The 17,441-nt window shown below is 65.0% G+C and carries 19 protein-coding genes; 10 read left to right on the top strand and 9 right to left on the bottom strand.

Features of this window, described 5'->3' with window-relative positions; genetic code table 11:
* The first annotated feature begins 4 nt into the window (after window positions 1–4).
* Window positions 5–748 (top strand): Abi family protein, encoded by a 744-nt coding sequence (locus tag CH275_RS17865; RefSeq protein WP_094629901.1) that lies wholly within the window; start codon window positions 5–7, stop codon window positions 746–748.
* Window positions 749–770: 22 nt separating this feature from the next.
* Here the strand turns inward: CH275_RS17865 and CH275_RS17860 are convergent, their stop codons facing one another.
* A complete protein-coding gene (locus CH275_RS17860) occupies window positions 771–2,024 on the bottom strand; it encodes a hypothetical protein (RefSeq protein ID WP_141214650.1) in 1,254 nt (417 codons plus the stop codon).
* A gap of 173 nt (window positions 2,025–2,197) precedes the next feature.
* Here CH275_RS17860 and CH275_RS29245 point away from each other — a divergent pair, with 173 nt between their 5' ends.
* Entirely contained in the window at window positions 2,198–2,389 is a 192-nt protein-coding gene (locus tag CH275_RS29245) for a hypothetical protein (RefSeq protein WP_141214651.1), read from the top strand.
* 84 nt (window positions 2,390–2,473) lie between these two features.
* Here the strand turns inward: CH275_RS29245 and mobF are convergent, their stop codons facing one another.
* Entirely contained in the window at window positions 2,474–7,036 is a 4,563-nt protein-coding gene (gene mobF, locus CH275_RS17855) for a MobF family relaxase (RefSeq protein ID WP_094629903.1), read from the bottom strand.
* A gap of 214 nt (window positions 7,037–7,250) precedes the next feature.
* On the opposite strand from mobF, the gene CH275_RS17850 reads away from it, so the two are divergent.
* The 6 genes from CH275_RS17850 to CH275_RS17825 all read left to right on the top strand — a co-directional run bounded on the left by CH275_RS17850 (window position 7,251) and on the right by CH275_RS17825 (window position 10,098).
* Window positions 7,251–7,553 (top strand): hypothetical protein, encoded by a 303-nt coding sequence (locus CH275_RS17850; RefSeq protein WP_094629904.1) that lies wholly within the window; start codon window positions 7,251–7,253, stop codon window positions 7,551–7,553.
* 422 nt (window positions 7,554–7,975) lie between these two features.
* On the top strand, window positions 7,976–8,494 hold the full coding sequence (locus tag CH275_RS17845; protein ID WP_094629905.1) for a hypothetical protein: 519 nt from the start codon (window positions 7,976–7,978) through the stop codon (window positions 8,492–8,494).
* Window positions 8,491–8,826 (top strand): hypothetical protein, encoded by a 336-nt coding sequence (locus CH275_RS17840; protein WP_094629906.1) that lies wholly within the window; start codon window positions 8,491–8,493, stop codon window positions 8,824–8,826. Before CH275_RS17845 ends, CH275_RS17840 begins: the two co-directional genes overlap by 4 nt.
* A complete protein-coding gene (locus CH275_RS17835; RefSeq protein ID WP_094629907.1) occupies window positions 8,823–9,203 on the top strand; it encodes a hypothetical protein in 381 nt (126 codons plus the stop codon). The genes CH275_RS17840 and CH275_RS17835 overlap by 4 nt, the downstream gene beginning before the upstream one ends.
* 19 nt (window positions 9,204–9,222) lie before the next feature.
* Window positions 9,223–9,735 carry a hypothetical protein gene (locus CH275_RS17830; RefSeq protein ID WP_094629908.1) on the top strand — a complete coding sequence of 171 codons (513 nt, stop codon included), beginning with the start codon at window positions 9,223–9,225 and terminating at the stop codon, window positions 9,733–9,735.
* Window positions 9,736–9,885: 150 nt separating this feature from the next.
* Window positions 9,886–10,098, top strand: a complete 213-nt coding sequence (locus CH275_RS17825) for a hypothetical protein (RefSeq protein ID WP_094629909.1) — start codon at window positions 9,886–9,888, stop codon at window positions 10,096–10,098.
* A gap of 84 nt (window positions 10,099–10,182) precedes the next feature.
* On the opposite strand, the gene CH275_RS17820 is transcribed toward CH275_RS17825, so the two are convergent.
* The 4 genes from CH275_RS17820 to CH275_RS17810 form a co-directional block, all read right to left on the bottom strand.
* A complete protein-coding gene (locus CH275_RS17820; protein ID WP_094629910.1) occupies window positions 10,183–11,040 on the bottom strand; it encodes a hypothetical protein in 858 nt (285 codons plus the stop codon).
* Window positions 11,041–11,125: 85 nt separating this feature from the next.
* Window positions 11,126–11,722, bottom strand: coding sequence for a DnaB-like helicase N-terminal domain-containing protein (locus CH275_RS17815; RefSeq protein WP_094629911.1), 597 nt, complete (start codon window positions 11,720–11,722; stop codon window positions 11,126–11,128).
* 90 nt (window positions 11,723–11,812) lie between these two features.
* Window positions 11,813–11,944 carry a hypothetical protein gene (locus CH275_RS30060; RefSeq protein ID WP_254924082.1) on the bottom strand — a complete coding sequence of 44 codons (132 nt, stop codon included), beginning with the start codon at window positions 11,942–11,944 and terminating at the stop codon, window positions 11,813–11,815.
* A 27-nt stretch (window positions 11,945–11,971) separates the two neighbouring features.
* Window positions 11,972–12,214, bottom strand: coding sequence for a glutaredoxin domain-containing protein (locus tag CH275_RS17810; protein WP_008719967.1), 243 nt, complete (start codon window positions 12,212–12,214; stop codon window positions 11,972–11,974).
* A 481-nt stretch (window positions 12,215–12,695) separates the two neighbouring features.
* On the opposite strand from CH275_RS17810, the gene CH275_RS29550 reads away from it, so the two are divergent.
* A complete protein-coding gene (locus tag CH275_RS29550; RefSeq protein ID WP_170944875.1) occupies window positions 12,696–12,866 on the top strand; it encodes a hypothetical protein in 171 nt (56 codons plus the stop codon).
* Between the two features lie 183 nt (window positions 12,867–13,049).
* Here the strand turns inward: CH275_RS29550 and CH275_RS17805 are convergent, their stop codons facing one another.
* Both CH275_RS17805 and CH275_RS29545 read right to left on the bottom strand, forming a co-directional pair.
* Window positions 13,050–14,060, bottom strand: coding sequence for a DUF4192 domain-containing protein (locus CH275_RS17805; RefSeq protein ID WP_094629912.1), 1,011 nt, complete (start codon window positions 14,058–14,060; stop codon window positions 13,050–13,052).
* 48 nt (window positions 14,061–14,108) lie between these two features.
* On the bottom strand, window positions 14,109–14,249 hold the full coding sequence (locus CH275_RS29545) for a hypothetical protein (RefSeq protein ID WP_155289314.1): 141 nt from the start codon (window positions 14,247–14,249) through the stop codon (window positions 14,109–14,111).
* A 555-nt stretch (window positions 14,250–14,804) separates the two neighbouring features.
* Here CH275_RS29545 and CH275_RS17800 point away from each other — a divergent pair.
* A complete protein-coding gene (locus CH275_RS17800; RefSeq protein ID WP_094629913.1) occupies window positions 14,805–16,730 on the top strand; it encodes an ATP-dependent nuclease in 1,926 nt (641 codons plus the stop codon).
* Window positions 16,731–16,848: 118 nt separating this feature from the next.
* On the opposite strand, the gene CH275_RS29540 is transcribed toward CH275_RS17800, so the two are convergent.
* Window positions 16,849–17,013, bottom strand: coding sequence for a hypothetical protein (locus CH275_RS29540; RefSeq protein WP_155289017.1), 165 nt, complete (start codon window positions 17,011–17,013; stop codon window positions 16,849–16,851).
* Window positions 17,014–17,441 lie beyond the last annotated feature (428 nt).

Genomic DNA, 17,441 nt, shown 5'->3' with positions numbered 1-17,441 from the left:
ACGGGTGACAAGCACGGCCGCAGGCGAGGTGAACCTGGACTTCGTCTTCGAGTCGATGCCCCACGCTCGGATGCAGAAATACCTGGACGCAGCGGGGCACCGCAAGGTCGAGGGTGCGCTCGATCTGTATCGATGGAACCTCAAGGCGTCCACAGCGTTGTGGGAGGTGATCTGTCACGCCGAGGTGACACTTCGCCATGCGATCGACATCTCGCTCAGCGAGCGGCACGAGCAGCTGCGCAGGGAAGACGATTGGGTCTTTTACGCGCTGGAAGTCCCTGAGGGTACATCGGAAATGGGCAGTTGCTTCGAGGACCTGTCCAAGGCGTACGGGAAGCTGAAGAAGCGGGTCGGCAAGGGCAAAGGCGGGTTCGAGAGAGTCGCGGACATCGGCGCGGATGACGTGATTGCTGCTGTGGACTTCGGGTTCTGGAAGTTCATGGTTTCGGGAGACAAGGAAATAAAGTTCGGGACTCGAATCAGGCGAGGCTTCGACAACGCGCCGCGCGGCAAAACTAGCAACGACATGGCGTTTCTGCGTCAGGTGGTCAACCCACTGCACACGGTGCGCAACAGGATTGCCCACCACGAGCCCATCTGCTTCGAATCGGGCAATTTCATCAAGAACAAGTTCGACAATGCCATCGCGCTGATCGGCTACTTCGACGACAACCTTCGTGACTGGGCGAGAGATCAGTCCGCCCTCGACCAGATCCTCGAAACAAAGCCGTACATGCGCCGGAGATGACCTGGACCGCCTCTGGACTTCCTCATTTCCCCAACAAACGTTCGGCCACGCGGTCGTCGACCGGCAGATCCTCCAGCCAGAGCGGCACGGGGTACGCAAGGCGACTCAGGACGACGTCGACGGCATCGGTTGCGAAGGGTGCCGTCACCGAGTCCGGCGGCGGTGGATAGATCACTCGGTAGGGCACTTGCTCGTCGGACTCTTCACCTGCCGGAATCAGATTCCGCGAGGGATTCAACTTTCCACGTCGGCGGTTCGGCATCGGGTCGAATACATCGATCAGCCCGAACTCGTCCAGAGCATGGATCGCTTCCAGGTAGGTGTCCTCGCTGAGTCCATAGCGTTCCCATCGAATCGTTTCTCCGAGGGCCACGCCGATGTCTTTTTTCGACGAGCGCGGCTGCCCCTCCATACGCTGGGTGAATTCGACGATTGCCAGGAAGGTGGCTATCTCGCCCGGTTCGAGGACGAGGTGCCAGCCGCGGGCGAAAAATGCGCGCGGTACGCGCACGGTCTCGGGACTGCGCCTTTCCGCCGGCACTGTGTACCGTCGACCGTTTCCGGCCTCGGAGTTCAGAATCCAGTTCTTGAACCTTCCCGCCACCGGGTCCGATCCGGTGTGCACCAGCCCGACATCGTGCAGCACGGACAGCGCCCGGTTCAGCGCCCGACCTCGTTCGCGATTGATTCGAGCAGGTGAAGTTGGTTTGACATGAAGACCACAAAGCTTCCACCACGCCGCGAGCTCCGGTTCGCCGAACACGTTGGGGTGCTTGTTGACGAACGTCTTGCCGGCCTCGAACTCGAGGTGCGCTACGTAAATCGCCGACATCAGAACCCTCAGTGCCGAGTTCTTACGGTTGATCAAGCGGGTGGACGCAGGTCGGGTGTCCAGATCTGTTGAGCGAACATACTTCTCGCCGGGGGCGCGAAGAGGGCGTTTCGGATCGAGTCGGACGAACGGAGTCCGGATTCTGACGTCCTCGAACCTGACGTCTTCGTATTGGCTGCCGAGGCCGAGCAGGCTGTATTCCTTGGTTGCTGCTTTCACCGCGTCCTTGCGAGCCAGCAGGGCCTCGCGACGAGCGGTCCTGCGCGCCTCCCATCCCTCGAACACTGCTTTGTTGTACTGCTCCTGACGCGCGAGTTTCGCCTGTTGCTCCGCGGTGAACTTTTGAGCGAACACCCGTTTGGGGATTGCCGACGGCTCCCCGGTGTCGGTAACGTCGCTGTTCTCGGGCTCGCCGAGATCCTCCGATTTCGCCATGTCAACCATCAGATCTCCTCGAATTAGTACCGATGTAGCCGGTGCTGCGGGAACCGGACATTGCAACGTTAAAGTAGATAAGAGTAACGGGGCTATGTCCGGCCAGCCTAGACCCGGTGACCGGCCACCACGGTACTCCGAGCGGCGTGCGTGCAGCTCCAGAGCCCGCCACAGTTGTCTGCATGAACAACACACCGAACGGATCGAACGACGATCCTGACCAGGCCGGACGGAACCTCTTTCCGTCACTGACGACTCCTGCCGCATTTGCAGTTGCGGGACTTATGGGTGCGACCGCTACGTACTTCTCGCGGGACCCATCCATTGGAGCAACGATCTTCGCCGCCGTACTGGGTGCTCTGACGAGAAAGTAGCCCACGGCGTGTATGAGGCCGTCCGCGTGGCGGGCGGCCTCACACGCGGTCTCACCGATGGCCACGAGTGCGACCGGCCCGCGCTTACAGCCGCGGGCCGCGCCGCTGGTGTCCGTGTTCGATGTTCTGCTGCGCGATGGTGTGGTGGTGCTCGATGTTCTCGGCCTCGCGCTGTAGTCGCTGCTGTTCTTCGTGCTCGTCGCGTCGTTGCTGCTCAATGTGGTCGTGCAGGGTGTCGATGTTCGTGTGGACGGTGTTGTACGGCGCGTGCTCGGCCCGGTTCTCGGGTCGGTCGCCGGCGATCGAGGTGGTGTCGGTGATCTGGTAGCGGTCTCGGTAGGCGGCGATCTCAGCGGCGGTGCGATTCCATTCGGCCGCGAGGGCGTCGTCGTCGGGCCGCTGTTCGAGGTGGCGGGTGAATTCGAGGTCCGGGGTCGAGGCCGGGTCGGGGACGGCGGCGATGCGGTCGACGGCGGCGGCGTGCTCGGCGGCGATGTCGTCGTATCGGTTGTCGAGTTGCTCGCCTAGGACGGGATCGACGAGGTGGGCGTCGAGGTCCGGTGACGGCACCCAGTGCGGTGCGTCCTGGTCGACCGGTGTCCGGTGTGTGGGCGCGATGTCGTCGAGTGCGTCGACGATGCCTCCGGCGAGGACGCCGGGGTGTGTGGCGGTGTGGATGTCGCGGCACAGCTCGTCGAGGTCGTAGCCGCCGTGTGCGGTCAGTTCCCGCATTCGGGCGATAGCGGTGTTCCACCGGGGGTCGTCGCTACGTGCTGCGGTGGCCATCGCGATCGGGAAGTGCTCGCGCATCGTGTCTTCGTGCTCGGCGAGCCACCTGGTGTTCGCGCGTTCGGCCGCGTCGGTGACGGCGGGTACGAGGTCTTTGATGAGGGCGCGGGCGGTGACGTCGTCGCCGCGTGTGGTCAGTTGCTGGGCGTGCCAGGCGAGAACGTTCTCCGGTGACAGTCCCGCCAGCGCTGCGGTGCGCAGGTGTCGGCCGAGTCGGTGCACGCCGGGTTCGGCGATGAGGCGTTCGGCGGTCGCGGGTTCGAACGCGGCCTGGATGGGGCGCTGGACTCGTGCAGCGTCGAGTTCGGCGTGGGCAGCGTCGTAGTCGCGGATCCGTCGGCCGATGCCATCGGTTTCGGCGGGTGCCGGCCGAACGGTGGTGTAGCGGTCGGCGACGAGTCGGGCGTAATCGTCGAGCTCTTTGTCGGTGCCGGGTGTGCGCGGCGGGAGCGGGGGCAGCTCGTGTTCCGGTCGCCCGGTAGCGCCGGCCACCGTGTCGGTGGTGTCGGTGGTGTCGGTGGAGCTGCGTGCCTCGATGATCCGTGAGTTGAGCACTCTCGCGACGTCGCGTGCGGTGTGGAGCTCGCCGGCGGCGAGTGCGTCGACGAGGACGTGGCGGGCGCTGTCGCCGCGGTCGTGGATCTCGGCGAGGGTCGCGCGCAGTGCTGCGAGGCTTCCGGGGTGTTCGGCTTGCGCGGTCGCCAGAAGCGCTGCCGGGAGTGCCCGGTCGAGGACGGTGTCGAGCCAGTGATCACGAAGCCGGGTGTGGGCGGCGAGGTATGCCTCGCGGAGCCGGTCGGGGCTGTTCGCGTGTTCGGCGGCGTCGCGTATCGCGGTGATGGCGGCCTTGTGGCCGTTGTCGTTGGCGAGGATGCCGGTGAGGACCTCGCGGGAGTTCGGGGTGTCGATCTCCGAGAGGTGCATTCCCTCGGTGTCGAGTGTGACGCCCGGTTCGACGGGCACGTACAGCTCGTTGTTGGTGCGCCCGCGGGTGGCCGCGACATAGAGCCCGGCCCGGTCTGTGGTGGGGCTGAGCGCGGTGTGGGAGGTGTCGACGGTGATGCCTTGGCTGCGGTGCACGGTGGCGGCGTAGCCGAGTTCGGTCAAGCCGGACACGTAGTCGGCCGGCAGGGTGACCGTGCCGTCGTGGGTTTTGCTGCGGACGGTCAGCGAGCCGTCTTTGCCGACTGCGGTGACGGTCCACAGGTCACCGTTGCGGACGAACATGTTCCGTCGCCGACCACCCTTGGTGCGCAGCCACCGTGCGTTCTTGCGGGTGAGGACGGTATCTCCGACCCCTGCGGTGAGCTCGTCCGACAGCTCGGCGGTGCGGCGGGACTTCACCGTTCCCTGGCTACGGAAGTGCTCTTGGATGGCGAGGTTGACGGTGCGGACGTCCTCGCCGGTGGAGAGCATGACGAGCGAGGACTTACCGGCTGCGATGTCGGCGAGGTACGCCCCGGCGGCGGCGTCCTTCATCTCCGCGGCAGTGCCGGTGTGGACCCATCCGCGTTGGTAGAACATCTCGAGACTGGCCGGGTCGCCGTGCCGCAGATCGAGCGAATTCTCGGCCTGTTCGGTGTCGCTGCCGAACCGCACAACGGTGGTCAGTTCGGGCGCGCGAGTCTCTTCGGCGAGCAGCCGCAACGCACCGCCCGTTTCGACGGCGTCGAGCTGGTTCGGGTCACCGAGCAAACGCACGACCGCGCCTTTGGCTGCAGCGATCTCGGTGATGGCGGCGAGGTCTTTGGTCGAAGCGAGGGAGGCTTCGTCGACGAGCAGCATCGCACCGGGGCGAATGTCGATCCGGTCGGACAGGGTCAGGGGTTCGTCGCCGTTCTTGCCTCGCCACGGGTAGGTCAGGGTGGCGAGAGTGTGCGCGGTGACCCCGATTTCCTCACCGAGGGTTTCCGCTGCGACGGCCGACGGTGCGAGTGCGATGACCTGATATCCGGCCTTCTTCCACGTGTCGGCGACGGCCTTCATGGCGGTGGTCTTGCCGGTGCCGGCCGGTCCGATACCGACCGCAACAAGGGTGCCGCTACCGACGAAATGTTCCGCGAGTTCACGTTGCCCGGCGTTGAGAGTGCGTCCGTCCTTGCCTTTCGCGGCGGCGGTGATGACCTTGTCGAGCGCGGCCTGCGGAGCGATGTAGGCGACCGGGGTCTGTGCGGCGTCGAGCAGGGAACGTTCTGCGGCGAGGACGGTGTGCGAGGTGTGCAGGGCGGTGCCGGGGCGGGTGAGGATGAACTCGCCGTCGCGGCGGCGCAGCGCCGTCGGAGCTTCGGGCAGCTCTGGGAGCGGCATGTGTACCGATGTTGCGAGGACACGGTCGATCACGGCGGCAGTGGCGGCGCGCCGTGCGGTGTCGTCGGTGAACGCGACGGCGGCGAAGTTCGCATCGACGGCGGAGTGGACGTGGGTGATCGCCCAGTTCGATCGCTTGTCTTCGAGGCGTTCGAGCACGCGCTCGACCTCCTCGTCGAGGGAATCGAGGGTGCGCATGTGCTCGCCGACCTCGCGCACACCGGAGGCGTGCTCTCGTTGGACCTGTTGCCACCCCGCGGCGAGGGCGTCGACCTCGCGTGGGGTGCCGAGGATCTGCGCGGACCGGGTGAGCCAGGCGTTCTGCATCTCGCGCAACGTCTGCGGTTCCTGCTTGCCGGCGCGGGTGTCGAGGTTCGCCTGTTGGTAGAGCGAGTACATCGCTTTCGGGGACGGCATCCGGCCGTGTTCGGCGCGGTACTCGGCGACGAGCTGGTCTCTGCGCGTTTCGATCTGACTGCGGCGTGAGGAGAACATCTCGCACAGCTCACGCGGGACCTGCTCGATTTCGACGACGTCCTGCCGGCCGTGACCGGTGGAGCGGGCAGCGAGGGAAAAACCGAGTTCGGTATGCAGCTTGGACATGATGGTGGCGTTGTAGCGCTGCGAGGCCGGCACCGCGTACCGGTGCAGGATCGACCCGTCGAGGGCCCGCCATTTACCGTCGGATTCGGTGCAGACCTTGATCGAGACGACGGCGTGGGTGTGCAGGTTCGGATCCCCGGCGCGGGAGTCGTAATGGTCGTAGAGGGTCGCGACCAGACCGGTGGTGTCCTGGACTTCCTGGCTGGTGTTGCCGGTACGGGTGAAGCACGCTTCCTTCTCGATCCAGCCGAGGGCGTCGGTGACGGTCTCTTTGTGGATGCGCTCGATTTCTCGGCGGGTCCCGTCGTCGGCGAGCGCCCACATCACCGACACGCTTTTCGGTGGGGTGAACACCAGGTCGTAGCCGGCCACGGGCTGGCGGACGCGGGACTTCTGCGCGCTGATCCACGAACGGAGCTCGCGCTGATCTTCCGGCGGGCGGCCGTGGCCGTCGGTGAACAACCGGGTACCGACCTCGTCCATGATCTGCTGCGACTGCGCTTTCGACGGCGCGTGCCCGTGCTCCCTACGGAACTCCCCCACCGCTGCCTTGTGCTCGCGGAGCAGTTCGATGTCGTTGGAGAATTCGGGGAACTTACGGCCCAGGCGGGCTGCTTTGAGCGCGGCCTTCTCGTTCGCGCCCTTGGTAATTGAATCTTCGATCAACGCCGAGGCGTTCGGATGCAGCCCGCTACCGAACAACGCTTTCATCTGCGGCTCGGACACCTGCCCACCGCCGGTGATCGACGGCCCCGCAGTCGGGTCGATCCCGGCCTGCATCTGCTCCAGATTGTCCAGGCCCGCACCGAACCAGACACCCGGCGGTGTGCCGTGCGCGGTGTAGTAATCGGTCAGATCTTGGCCGTGCTCCCGTTCGCGGTCAGCGGTGGCCACCTGCTTGGTCAGGTACTCGTAGCCATCGCCCGCGTGCAGTACGTGGAGCGTCATCACACCGCCACCCTAGACGCCGCAGGCGGGCAGGCGGAAGGCCGGAACCCCCCAAAGTCTGAAATTCAGCAAGAGGTGTGTAAATCACCTAGGCTTTTGGCAGGCGAAGCCTGTGCAGTAAGGCCAAGCCCTCAGATGTCTTCGGCCAGGCCACAGACTTGGGGCGGTCGGAGCTGGGGTCGCGGGGGTCAGGAGATCGAGAGGCAACGGGGTCATGGGGTCGACAGGAGATCGGGTAGCCGCCCGTGAGCGGGGATGGCAGAAGGCCACCCGCCAGGCGGGTACAGCGGTGCGGGAGCGCGAGAGGGCGGCGCGGCGATTCGTTGCAGCGCGGGCACAACGGGACGCCGCCGAACAGGTGATGGCTGCCGAGTTGGAACGGCTGTCGACGTCAGAGGGATCTGTGCCCCGTGCGGCGGAGCTAGTCGGCGTGGATCTGGTAGAGGCCGAGCGGCTGATGTCCGCACGTCAGATCGTCAGAGCTGTTCCTGAGAGCGATGACTCGACGTCGTCGTGAACACCCCACTGTCGGAACCTCGACGGGACCACCGGACGAGCCCTCGCCCGCCGGTCCCACGTGAGCACCGTATGGGTGCGATGTCCCCTATCTGTGTGTCCGGCCCCGATTGTGGGTGCCTGAGATCGAGCGGAGCGGTGGGAGGAATCTCGGGCATCCACATGAGGATGAAGGCCGGTGCACAGTTGGGGGCACCGCACCCGATCCCCTCCCTCGTCGATGACTCCCCCGCCGGGCCGTGCACCGGTCGGGCAGGTAGGTCGTCTCGTCCGTCCGCTGTCGTCTGCGACGCCTGGGCGGTAGAGTTTGCAGTGCGTTCTGGCGGTGCCGTGTGGGCCCTCCGCCGAACGTTGATCACGTGCACCCTCACCGACTCTCCCCGTGTCTGCGGGCGGTCGGTTCGACGAGAAAGGCCCACACACATGACTGTCACCCCGTTGGACAAGGACGCGATCCGCGCGGCCGCCGAAGCGGCGATCAACGAGCGCATCGCGAAGGTCGAGGCGATCACCGACGCACAGCAGAAGGTCGTCGAGGCCGAAGCAGACGACGCGAAAGCGCGTACGGCCGCCGACGCGGCGATCAAGGAAGCCCAGGCCGCGAAACGGTCCTCTGCCAAGTCCGTCGAGAAGGCCAAGGACGCGGTCACTACCGCGTTGCGGGCCGCGCTCGACGGTGGATGGACGGCGCAGCAGTTGCGGGAGATGGGGTTGACGGTGCCGACCTCTGTCATCGCGTCCCCGAAGCCGGCCTCGACAGGATCGGGACGCAAGAAGCGGCCGGTGCGCATCGGTGTTGCGAGCACCGCCACCGACGCGGACAAGCCCGGTTCGGGCGAGTCGCCCGACGCCGCTACTCCCCCGCATACCGACCCCGCACCGAACTCCGAGACACCGCCTGCGGCGCAGGAGTTCGCCTCCGCCGGGCAGGGTGCGCAGTGAGCGCCCTCGGCGCGCTCGGCGTCGTCGTCTCGAACTCCGTCGGGCCCGACCCGTCGACGTTCGCCGCGTCGATCGCCTACGCCGACAGTGCCGGTGAGCCGGGAGCACCGGTTGCGTACGGCGAGTTCTTCACCTTGCTCGACGCAACCCAGTTCGTCGTCACGCAATGCTGGGTACTGGCGATCACCCGCGAGCAGGAGCACCTCGCCGCGACGATCGTGCGCGGCGGTCCGGTCGACACCGGACTGCACCTGCTCGATTCGGCCGGGACGCCGACGGAGATCTCCGACGCCGTCGGACAGCTGTTGATGGATCAGGCGGGTGCGCGATGACCGGCAACCACCCTGAGACGGACCTGAGCGAGTCCGATGTGTTGGAGCTCGACATCCTTGCGCTGCTGCAAACCGCGGAGGCGAACGAGGCGTTCGACACCTACGGCCCTCTCATCACCACGCGGACCGCGCCGCAGTTCGCGGACCTGTTGCGGATGATCAACGCTCTCGCGGCCGGCGGCGACTTCGAGTCGGCGATCGACGCGGAAGTGTTCGCGGCCGTGCGCTCCCCCGTCGACATCTCGCGGTTGGAGAAGTTCGGAGTGTTCGACACCTCGGACCCAGTCCTCAAACTCACCGCCGTGCAGACGCTCCGGACGATCCACGACGCCGAGACAGAACCGGTAGAAGCACAGTCGCCGGGAGACGTTAGGTGATGGTCGGCGGGCCGGGTCGGTGCCGGAACCGTTAGGTATCGGCGGGGCAACAGAACTCACGCGGTTCGAGCGCTACATCGTGCGCGGCCCGCACGTTGATTCGTGTGCGATCTGGGTCGGCGCGGTAGCCGATGACGGGTACGGCCGGTTCTGGTTGATGCGCGATGGCCGGCAGCGGGTGGTGCGCCCGCACCGGTACGCGTTGGCGCGTGCGCTCGGTGTACCGCTCACCGACGAGGTGACGGCATTGCACCTGTGTGACAACCCGATCTGTGTACGAGTCACTCTCGACGAGGACACCCGCGTTGGCGGGGTGCGTCACGTCGTCGACGGGACGCAGTCACAGAACCTGCTCGATATGGGAGCCAAGGGCCGCGGGGGTGGCCGGCGTCAGCGCGGGCTTTGGTACGGGCCCGATCGGGTCGCGAGAGCGGCGCGGTCGCGGCGGCTGCGCGATGCGGTGCGCGGTGGGTGGGACGAGGGCGCTGTGCGTACTGCGTTGCTCGATGAGGCTTCCCCGACGCTGTTCTGACTCCCGAACGTGTGTGGGCGGTGATGGCCGGTCGGTTGTGGCACCGACTGTGTCGGTGGGTGGGTGTGTACTGACAGCCAATCGAAGACCGGTCGCGTCGAAACGTCTGCGCGAGTGAAGGACACGAGGAACGAAAGGGGTGGGCTGGAGATGGCTGTGTATCTCGTGGCCGCTGCGATCCTGGCGTACGTGGTGTTGCGGTCCGGACAGCGAGCGGACGGCACGTGGAAATTCGCGCCGTTGCGCGCGACGGGAATGCTCGCCAGTGGTGTGTTCCGGATCGTGGTGTTCGTGGCCGTGTTCGCGTTCGCGTTCGCGCTCGGTGCATTGTTCAGCTCCGGTCGCAGTACGTTCATGCCCTAGCCTGCGTCCTTCTCGGCGACAGCGACTGCCCGACAGATGAACCCCCGCCATATTGTGGTCGGGGGTTCGATCGTTCCAGGGGTTCTACTGGTGGGGCCAGCCGCGGACGAGCTTGTCGGTGCTCGCGTGCACGGCGTTGAAGGCGTCGACGAGGTACGTCAGCCACGACGCTGCGGTCTCCGGGTTCGGGACCAGTGTGGAGGGGACGGCGTTCTGTTCCTCGTCGGAGAGTTCGTTGAAGTCGGCGGGGTAGTCGGTGGTGTCACCGTCGACGATGTTCGGTGCGCCGTCGATCTCATAGGTGATCACGAATTCGAGCTCGTGCCGGTTCGGGGCGGTGAACTCGGCCGACAGTGCGAGCTCGCCCCACAGTCGCCGGTCGTAGGTGACGGCCCCGGAGTTGATCGCGGCCTGCAGCAGCCAGTGCGGAGTCCACAATGCCTGCGCGCTGCCCGGTTCGGGCCACTCGAAGTCGTCGTCGAGCACGTCGGCTTTGGCGAGGTCGAGGGTGAGCAGCGGCGCGGCGGCCGGCGCGCGGGTTCCGTCGGCGGTGGGTGCGGTCATGGCCGGTGCCTCCAGGGTGTCGGTGTGGGTGTGGGTGACGATGAGGACACCGAGGTCGGTGCCGATGTTCGCACTGTCTCCGAGAGCGTCGAGCAGCCGTTCGGCCAAGGTTGCGGCGTCAGCGGCGCGGTAGGTGCCCAGGGTGCTCCACGTCGCGGCGTCGTACGAGGTTTCTGATGCCGAGCACACCTGCACAGTCAGCGCGCCACTACCGGTGGGGACGCGCTCGAGGTCGCCGGACGCGTCGACGACAGCAGCGATCTGCTCGCGGACGTGGACGGGCAGACCCGCATCGACAGCGGCACCGGTCGGGGGTGCGTTCGTGCGGTCCGGCGCGCCCTGTGGCGGCCGTTCGGCGTGCTCACCTGTCTCTGTCACGGTCCTCGTCTTTCGGTTGTGGCCAGCTAGCACCGTAGTGCCCTCGGCGTCGTCGATGCGCCCACCGGTGCCCGCGCGGGTTCGTTCAGGATGTCGGTGGTTGCCGAAAGCTGTTGAGCCTTTTGAACGCTGCCCGCTGCCGGATGCCGAGTTCGACCATGTAGTCGAACAGGTCGGCTTCGGGTGCTTCTTCGGCGGCCTGAGCCAGTCGTTGGCCCGCGATGTGGAAGCTGCGGCGGTAGGACTGGGACAGGACGTTGTCGGCGTAGTGCACGGCCGCGACGGAGTGTGCGCCGGCGGTGACGATGCCCATGAGGCGTTTGCGTAGCGGGGCGTCTTTGGCTCCGTCGGCTCCGGATCGGATGAGCGCACCGGTGACGGAGGCGAAGTCGTGGGGTTGGCCGGCGGTGATGAGGTCGACGATGTGGCCGTACATACGCGCGTGCGCGGGATCCTCGAAGTCCGCCGCGGTGAGCGTCCTGGTGATCCGCTCGACGTCGCTTCCATCGGCACTCTGGTTGCGCACATCCATCAAGGCGCACAGGAGCATCGCTTCGGGGTCGGTGGCCGGGTCGTACCCGGGTTCGACCGCTGTGTCGAGGTCCTCGACGGGTGCGAGGTCCGCGCGTGCCTGCGCTGCCGGGTCGTCGCCGGGTGTGGGGACTGCGCGTAGTGCGTTCATCGTCGGGCCTCGCGTTCGTGTCGGTGTCGGGTCAGAAGTCGTCGTGAACGGATATGGGATTACTAGCGGCCACGCCTTCGGGGGTGGTGGTCACGATGCGACTTGCTCGGCGTCGCCGTATGGGGTGTCGTTCTGTTCGGTGTCGCGCTCTGCTGCGAGTTCGGCATCGATCTGGCGGTCGATGTAGTCGGCGTCGGGGATGTAGGCGGGGACGAGGTGCATGGCGGTTCTCCTGTGTCGGTGGGGGTGTCAGGCTGCGAGTGCGTCGAGTCGGCCGATTCGGAAACCGGACCAGTCTTCGCGGTCACCGTCGCTTCGGTCGACGACCACGACGGGCGCTTGGAGGTAGCCGAGCTCGGAGGTGACGAAGTGGCGGGCGGTGTCGTCTTCGGTGATGTCGACGATTCGGTATTGGAGACCGTGCTTGTCGAGCCGTCGTTTCGTTGCATCGCATTGGTCGCAATTCGGTTTCGTGTACACGGTGATCGACATGGTTGCCTCCTTCTCGGAATTGTTCTATTGGCTTTTATTCTACGTCAAAAATGCCGTTTGCACCAGGTGTAGATATAGTCATTTACGTTGCGCTATAACGTTTTTCGGTGTTTTTCACTTACCCATTTCGATACCCGATGGGCCCGTCGAAAACGGGTGCGGATACGTGTATCGGGCTTCCTTTATTGCGTTCTTTTCGCTTCCGGGTGGCGCGGAGAAGAGACGGCGGCGCACGGCGTCGATGGTCAATGCCTGGCCGGTGCGAGTGTTCGCCGGGGAGCGCAGCGAGTGCGGGTCGGGCGAACAGTCGTGCTGGGCCCTGTGGGCCGGAGCGTGAGCGGAGTGAAGGGGTTGATCCGGGAGAGGACGGGTGATGCATTCTCGTTGCGCAGTCAGACGGATCGAAAAGAACCTCCCTCTCTCGGTGTCGCTGCACTCGTGGCGGTGGCTGTGTTCGTGCTGGTCGGTAGGGTGCTGGGGTATGGAGCGCTCGCGGATCGAACATGCCTTGTCCAAAGCTGTGGTGAACGCTGAGCCGCCGCCGTCGGATCTGGCGCTCGATGCGATCGTGGCCGGTGTTCGGGTCGAGGACACTCGTCCCGCCGCCGCCGAGGTCGATATGGTGTGGCCGGCCGATCCGACGTCTCTCTGAGCGCTGTTCCGCTCTTCCTCTGCCACGCCACCTCGCCGCACCCGCCGGCCCTCCTGTCGTTGCTGCGGGTGGTGCGCGTTTGTCGGTGTGAGGGCTCGATGCCCGATGCACCGGCCCCGCGCCCGCGACCTGGATTGCCGGGCGTGGCCACCTCGAACCGGTGGCCACGCTCGGCAGCGATCGTCAGGTGTAGCTCTGTACTGTGCCGATGTGGGCGGCGACGTAGTCGGGGGTGATGACTGCGCCGATCCCTCTGACCTGTTCCGGCGGCATTCCGGCGTTGAGGACGCGCAGGAGAATTCCCGTCAGGCTGGGCAATGGCACGTTGGCTCGTTCGGTGGTGCGCTCGGCGGCCTGCAGTGCTGCGTGTGCTGCTGCGCCGTCGCCGGTGCAGTACAGGAAGTAGGCGGCGATGGTGAGGGCGTTCGCGCGGGCGGTGCCGCGTAGCGGGGCGGCGATGCGGGTGAACGCGTCTGCTGCGTCGGCGTCTCCGTGGACGGACAGGGCCAGGAACGCGTCTCGGACTTCGAGGTGGCCGGTGGCCAGTGCCAGGCCGACGCGGGCGGTGAGGTCGGCGCTGGGGATTTCGCGGGCGTGGATGACGGCTGCGAGCTCGTCGAAGGTGACGGGTAGGAAGTCGGTGCCCATCGTGGCGGCGGCGGCGAGTGCGAGGGATTCGGGAATCTCGGTGGTGGGGGCGTATCGGGCCTCGAGGTCGGCGCGTGATGGGGCGATGACGGCTCCGTCTGCGGTGCGGGCGGTCGCGAGTTCGGTGGTGGCGGGGTCGGGGATGGTGCCGTCGGTGAAGCGGTCGAGGTCGGTGAAGGTGGTTCCTGCGGTGAGGCTGTAGGTGTGCAGGGCGCGGATGGTTCGGATTCCGACTGCGGCGAGCGCGTCGCGGATGGCGTCGAGTCCGAGCAGGGCTGCGCCTGCGTGGGTGGTGTCTGCGATGGCGGCGAGGATGACGGCGGTGACGGGGGTGTCCTGCCGGGTGAGCGCGTCGGTGATGATGCCTGCGGCGGCTTCGGCCTGGTGGGCGTCGACGCGGGCGGTAGGCGCGACCAGGTGCGAGCCGTTCCCGTCGTCGGCCAGGGCGATGATGACGACAGAGTTGTCGGGGGTGAAGCCGAGCAGGGCGGGGATGGCGGCGAGGGTGTCGGCAGCGGTGGCGAGGGACATGCGGTGTTGGGTCATGGCGAAAGCCTTTCGGTGTGTGCGGGTGTGGTTGGGGTAGCGCGGTTTTCAGTGGCGGAGTTCGCGGCGGGCGGTGCGGCGGTCGCGGCGTGCGCTGGCGCGTTTGACGGTGCGCCGGACTTTGCGGCTGCCGTTTCGGTGGACGATGATGTCGATTTCGTCGGCGGTGGTGGGGTGCTGTGCTCGCATGGTGACCTGTTCCTCTCGACTGGTGGCCGGACCTTCGCCCTGCCAATTTCTTTCGCCGTGGTGGCTGGGGAGAGAAACCAGCGCACGGGAACGACGGGGCAACCCTTCGGCCGGACAGTTTTCGTGGGAGCGCAGCGACTACGGGACGAAAAGTGTTCGGAGCCTTGGCCGTAGCGCAGCGGAGCGAGGGGTTGAGCCGGCGGGCACGGGTGATGGATGCTCGGAGAAGCCACCTACGTCGAAAGAAATTGATTCTTTTCGCTCTTTTGAGTGCGGAGCGAAGCGGAGTTCGGTTCGGTGCAGTCCGTAGGGGTGCGTGTGGCCCGCCAGGGCCTGCTTGTGAACGTGGCCGGCTTCGGGTGGTGGGACGCGGAACGCCGCCGGAGCTGGTGCTCTACGGCGGCGTGGTGTGGGGTACGGCTGTGAAGGTGATTGTGCGGGAGCGACGGAGGGTGACGACGCTCGGTGTCGCGGTAGCTTTAGTTTTGAGGTTGCCCCTTACCGGGGTCGACTCTGGGTAGCCTTGAGCACACTAATCGAGGAAGTGAGACTTGGGTGCGATTGAAGTCGGTCCGTATCAGAAAATTCAGGAACATCGTCGATAGCGGCGAGCTGCTTTTCGACGACTCACTCACGTGCTTGGTGGGTTTGAATGAGGCTGGCAAGACGAGCTTTCTTCAGGCGCTTCTCCGTATCAAGCCTCACGGCAAAGCGGAATTGGTAGTGAAGGACGACTACCCGAGGTGGTTGTGGAAGAAGGACCAGCGCGAGGACACTATCGGGTCTGAAAGTGCGATTTCGGCCGTTTTCGAGCTGGACGACGCCGACGTAACAGCCATGGAGGACAGGTTCGGCGCAGGTGTCATGGCATCGAGGACGGTAACCGTATCGCGTTGGTACAACGAGCCCCAAGCCTTCGTTACCAACCCGGCAAACGGGTCCGTCCTGGTCGCGGCGGCGCTGTCGAAGTTGGACATCTCAAACGAGGCCCGCGAAGCGTTCGGGCAGGCCAATAGTCTCGCCGCGGTACGGAAGGTCCTCGCAGAACTCGAGAGCAAAGACGGGTGGCAAGACGACGTCGCTGAAGTCAAAGCGGTGTTTGACGGCGACAAGAACCCGTTCGACCGGAGTCGTAACGCCATCTGGGCCCGGGTTCCGACCTTCTTCTATTTCGACGAGTATGCCCTGCTACCCGGCCGAATCAACATCGCCAGCTTGAATGGAGCCGATGCGATCGCATCCACCGGCACCCAGACCGCGCGGGCTCTGCTCAACCTTGCCAATACTTCCCCCGAGGAACTGGTTTCTGATGACTATGAAGACCGAAAGGCAGAGCTGGAAGCGGTCAGTGCAGATCTGACCGACGAGATTTTCACGTACTGGAAGCAGAACGCGAACCTGAGAGTGGCGTTCGATCTGGACAAGGACGTGCGACTCGTACCGACGAACAACGGGTACCCCGACAGCACTAGGGCCGAGATCGATCACTATCTCGAGATCCGGGTGGAAAACACCGAGCACCGATACACGTCGAACATCGACCGCCGGTCCCACGGATTCCAGTGGTTTTTCTCGTTCCTTGCGGCGTTCACCGAGTTCGAGGCGAAAAGTAAGGGCACAAATTTCATTGTCCTGCTGGACGAGCCGGGTCTGAGCTTGCATGGTTTGGCTCAGCGCGACCTGCTGACGTTTCTCAACGATCGTCTGGGTTCTGCAGTGCAGGTCGTGTACACCACGCATTCGCCATTCATGGTCGAAACCGATCGGATCGAGCGGATACGCATAGTGGAAGACAAGGGCAAGAGTGTGGGAGCGAAGGTCACACAAGATGTCCTAGGGGTCAATGACAACAGCTTGTTCCCGCTCCAAGCGGCCCTTGGGTACGACGCGACCCAGCACCTGTTCGTGGGTAAGGACAACGTTGCTGTCGAGGGTGCTAGTGACGTTGTGTTCCTGACTGTGTTGTCTGCTCGGATGGCCGCGACTGAACGCACGCCGCTCCATGCCAGGTGGAGTCTTCTGCCGACCGGCGGTGCGTCGAATTTGCCTGCATATATCGCCCTGCTCGGAGCCAGGACAGATCTGACCGTCGTGATGGATTCCGGTACCGAAGGTGGAGGCCGGATACAGGCAGCCTTGGACGCCGGGCGGATACATCGCAACCGTTTGATCAGAGTTGGTGAAGTAGTTTCGCGCACCCACGCGGACATCGAAGATTTATTCACTGTGGCTGACTATTTGACGCTATTCAACAAGGCCTACAACACCTCGATCACAGAAGCGAACCTTGAGGATCAAAAGGCATCACGGATTGTGGAGAGGCTCAAAGCACACCATGGCTCGTTTGACCACTATGGCCCCGCAGACGCTCTGATGCGCAACCCAGACCTCGTTGATGCCTTGAGTGCAGAGACTCTCGACAATTTCGAGGAGTTATTCAAGAAGATCAACAGTTCGCACCGCTCTCCCCGATCCCGTTGAGCCAGTTCGAGTCCACGCGATGGTGGCACCGGTGCGCCATTGATTAGGACTGAGCGAGAGTGGATTCACCTGCTGGCTGCCCGTTTGTTGATGGGGTGGCTGCTGCAGGGTTGGCCGTTCAGGTGGTGGCGGGTACGAGGGTGTCGGGTTTGACGAGGTAGGGGTAGACGCCGGGGCCTGGTGTTTCGTTTTCGACGAGGATGAGGCCCTCGGGTTGGATGTCGCGTACGACGACGATGCCGGGTGCTCCGGGTGCGAGGTGGTAGCGGTCGCCGATGTTCACGGTCTCTCCTGTGCTGCTGCGGTGGTGTGTGTTGATTGTCGGTGGTTGAGGTCGATCCTGATGGCTTCTTCGGTGGTGGTGTCGGTCATGTGATGGGTGTGATGGCGGCGGCGGGGCACCATTGTCGGTCGAGGTCGAGCCGTCCCATTTTGTTGCCGGTGGGGATCGAAAACGACACGCTCGCAAGCCAATCGCCGGTACCGGTCCGTGCCCAGGCGTACAAGGTTCCCTCGACAATGCTGTCCATGGCCAAGCCCTCGGCCCGGACTTTCAAAGGTGTGGTGTCACGGAATCCCCCGCCTCCGGATCGTCCGATCGCGAGCGCCACATTTTGTGCACGGATGGACAGATGTCCACGTACTGTTGCCCACCATGCCGAGACCTGGTTGGCGTGTTTGTATCACTCCACACGAGTTGGTGCCGCGGCC

Origin of the sequence: Rhodococcus sp. 06-235-1A (assembly GCF_002258785.1) — a bacterium.
Classification (GTDB): Bacteria; Actinomycetota; Actinomycetes; order Mycobacteriales; family Mycobacteriaceae; genus Rhodococcoides.
Note: the sequence above shows the minus strand (reverse complement) of the source record. Positions and strands in the feature narration are given on the sequence as shown.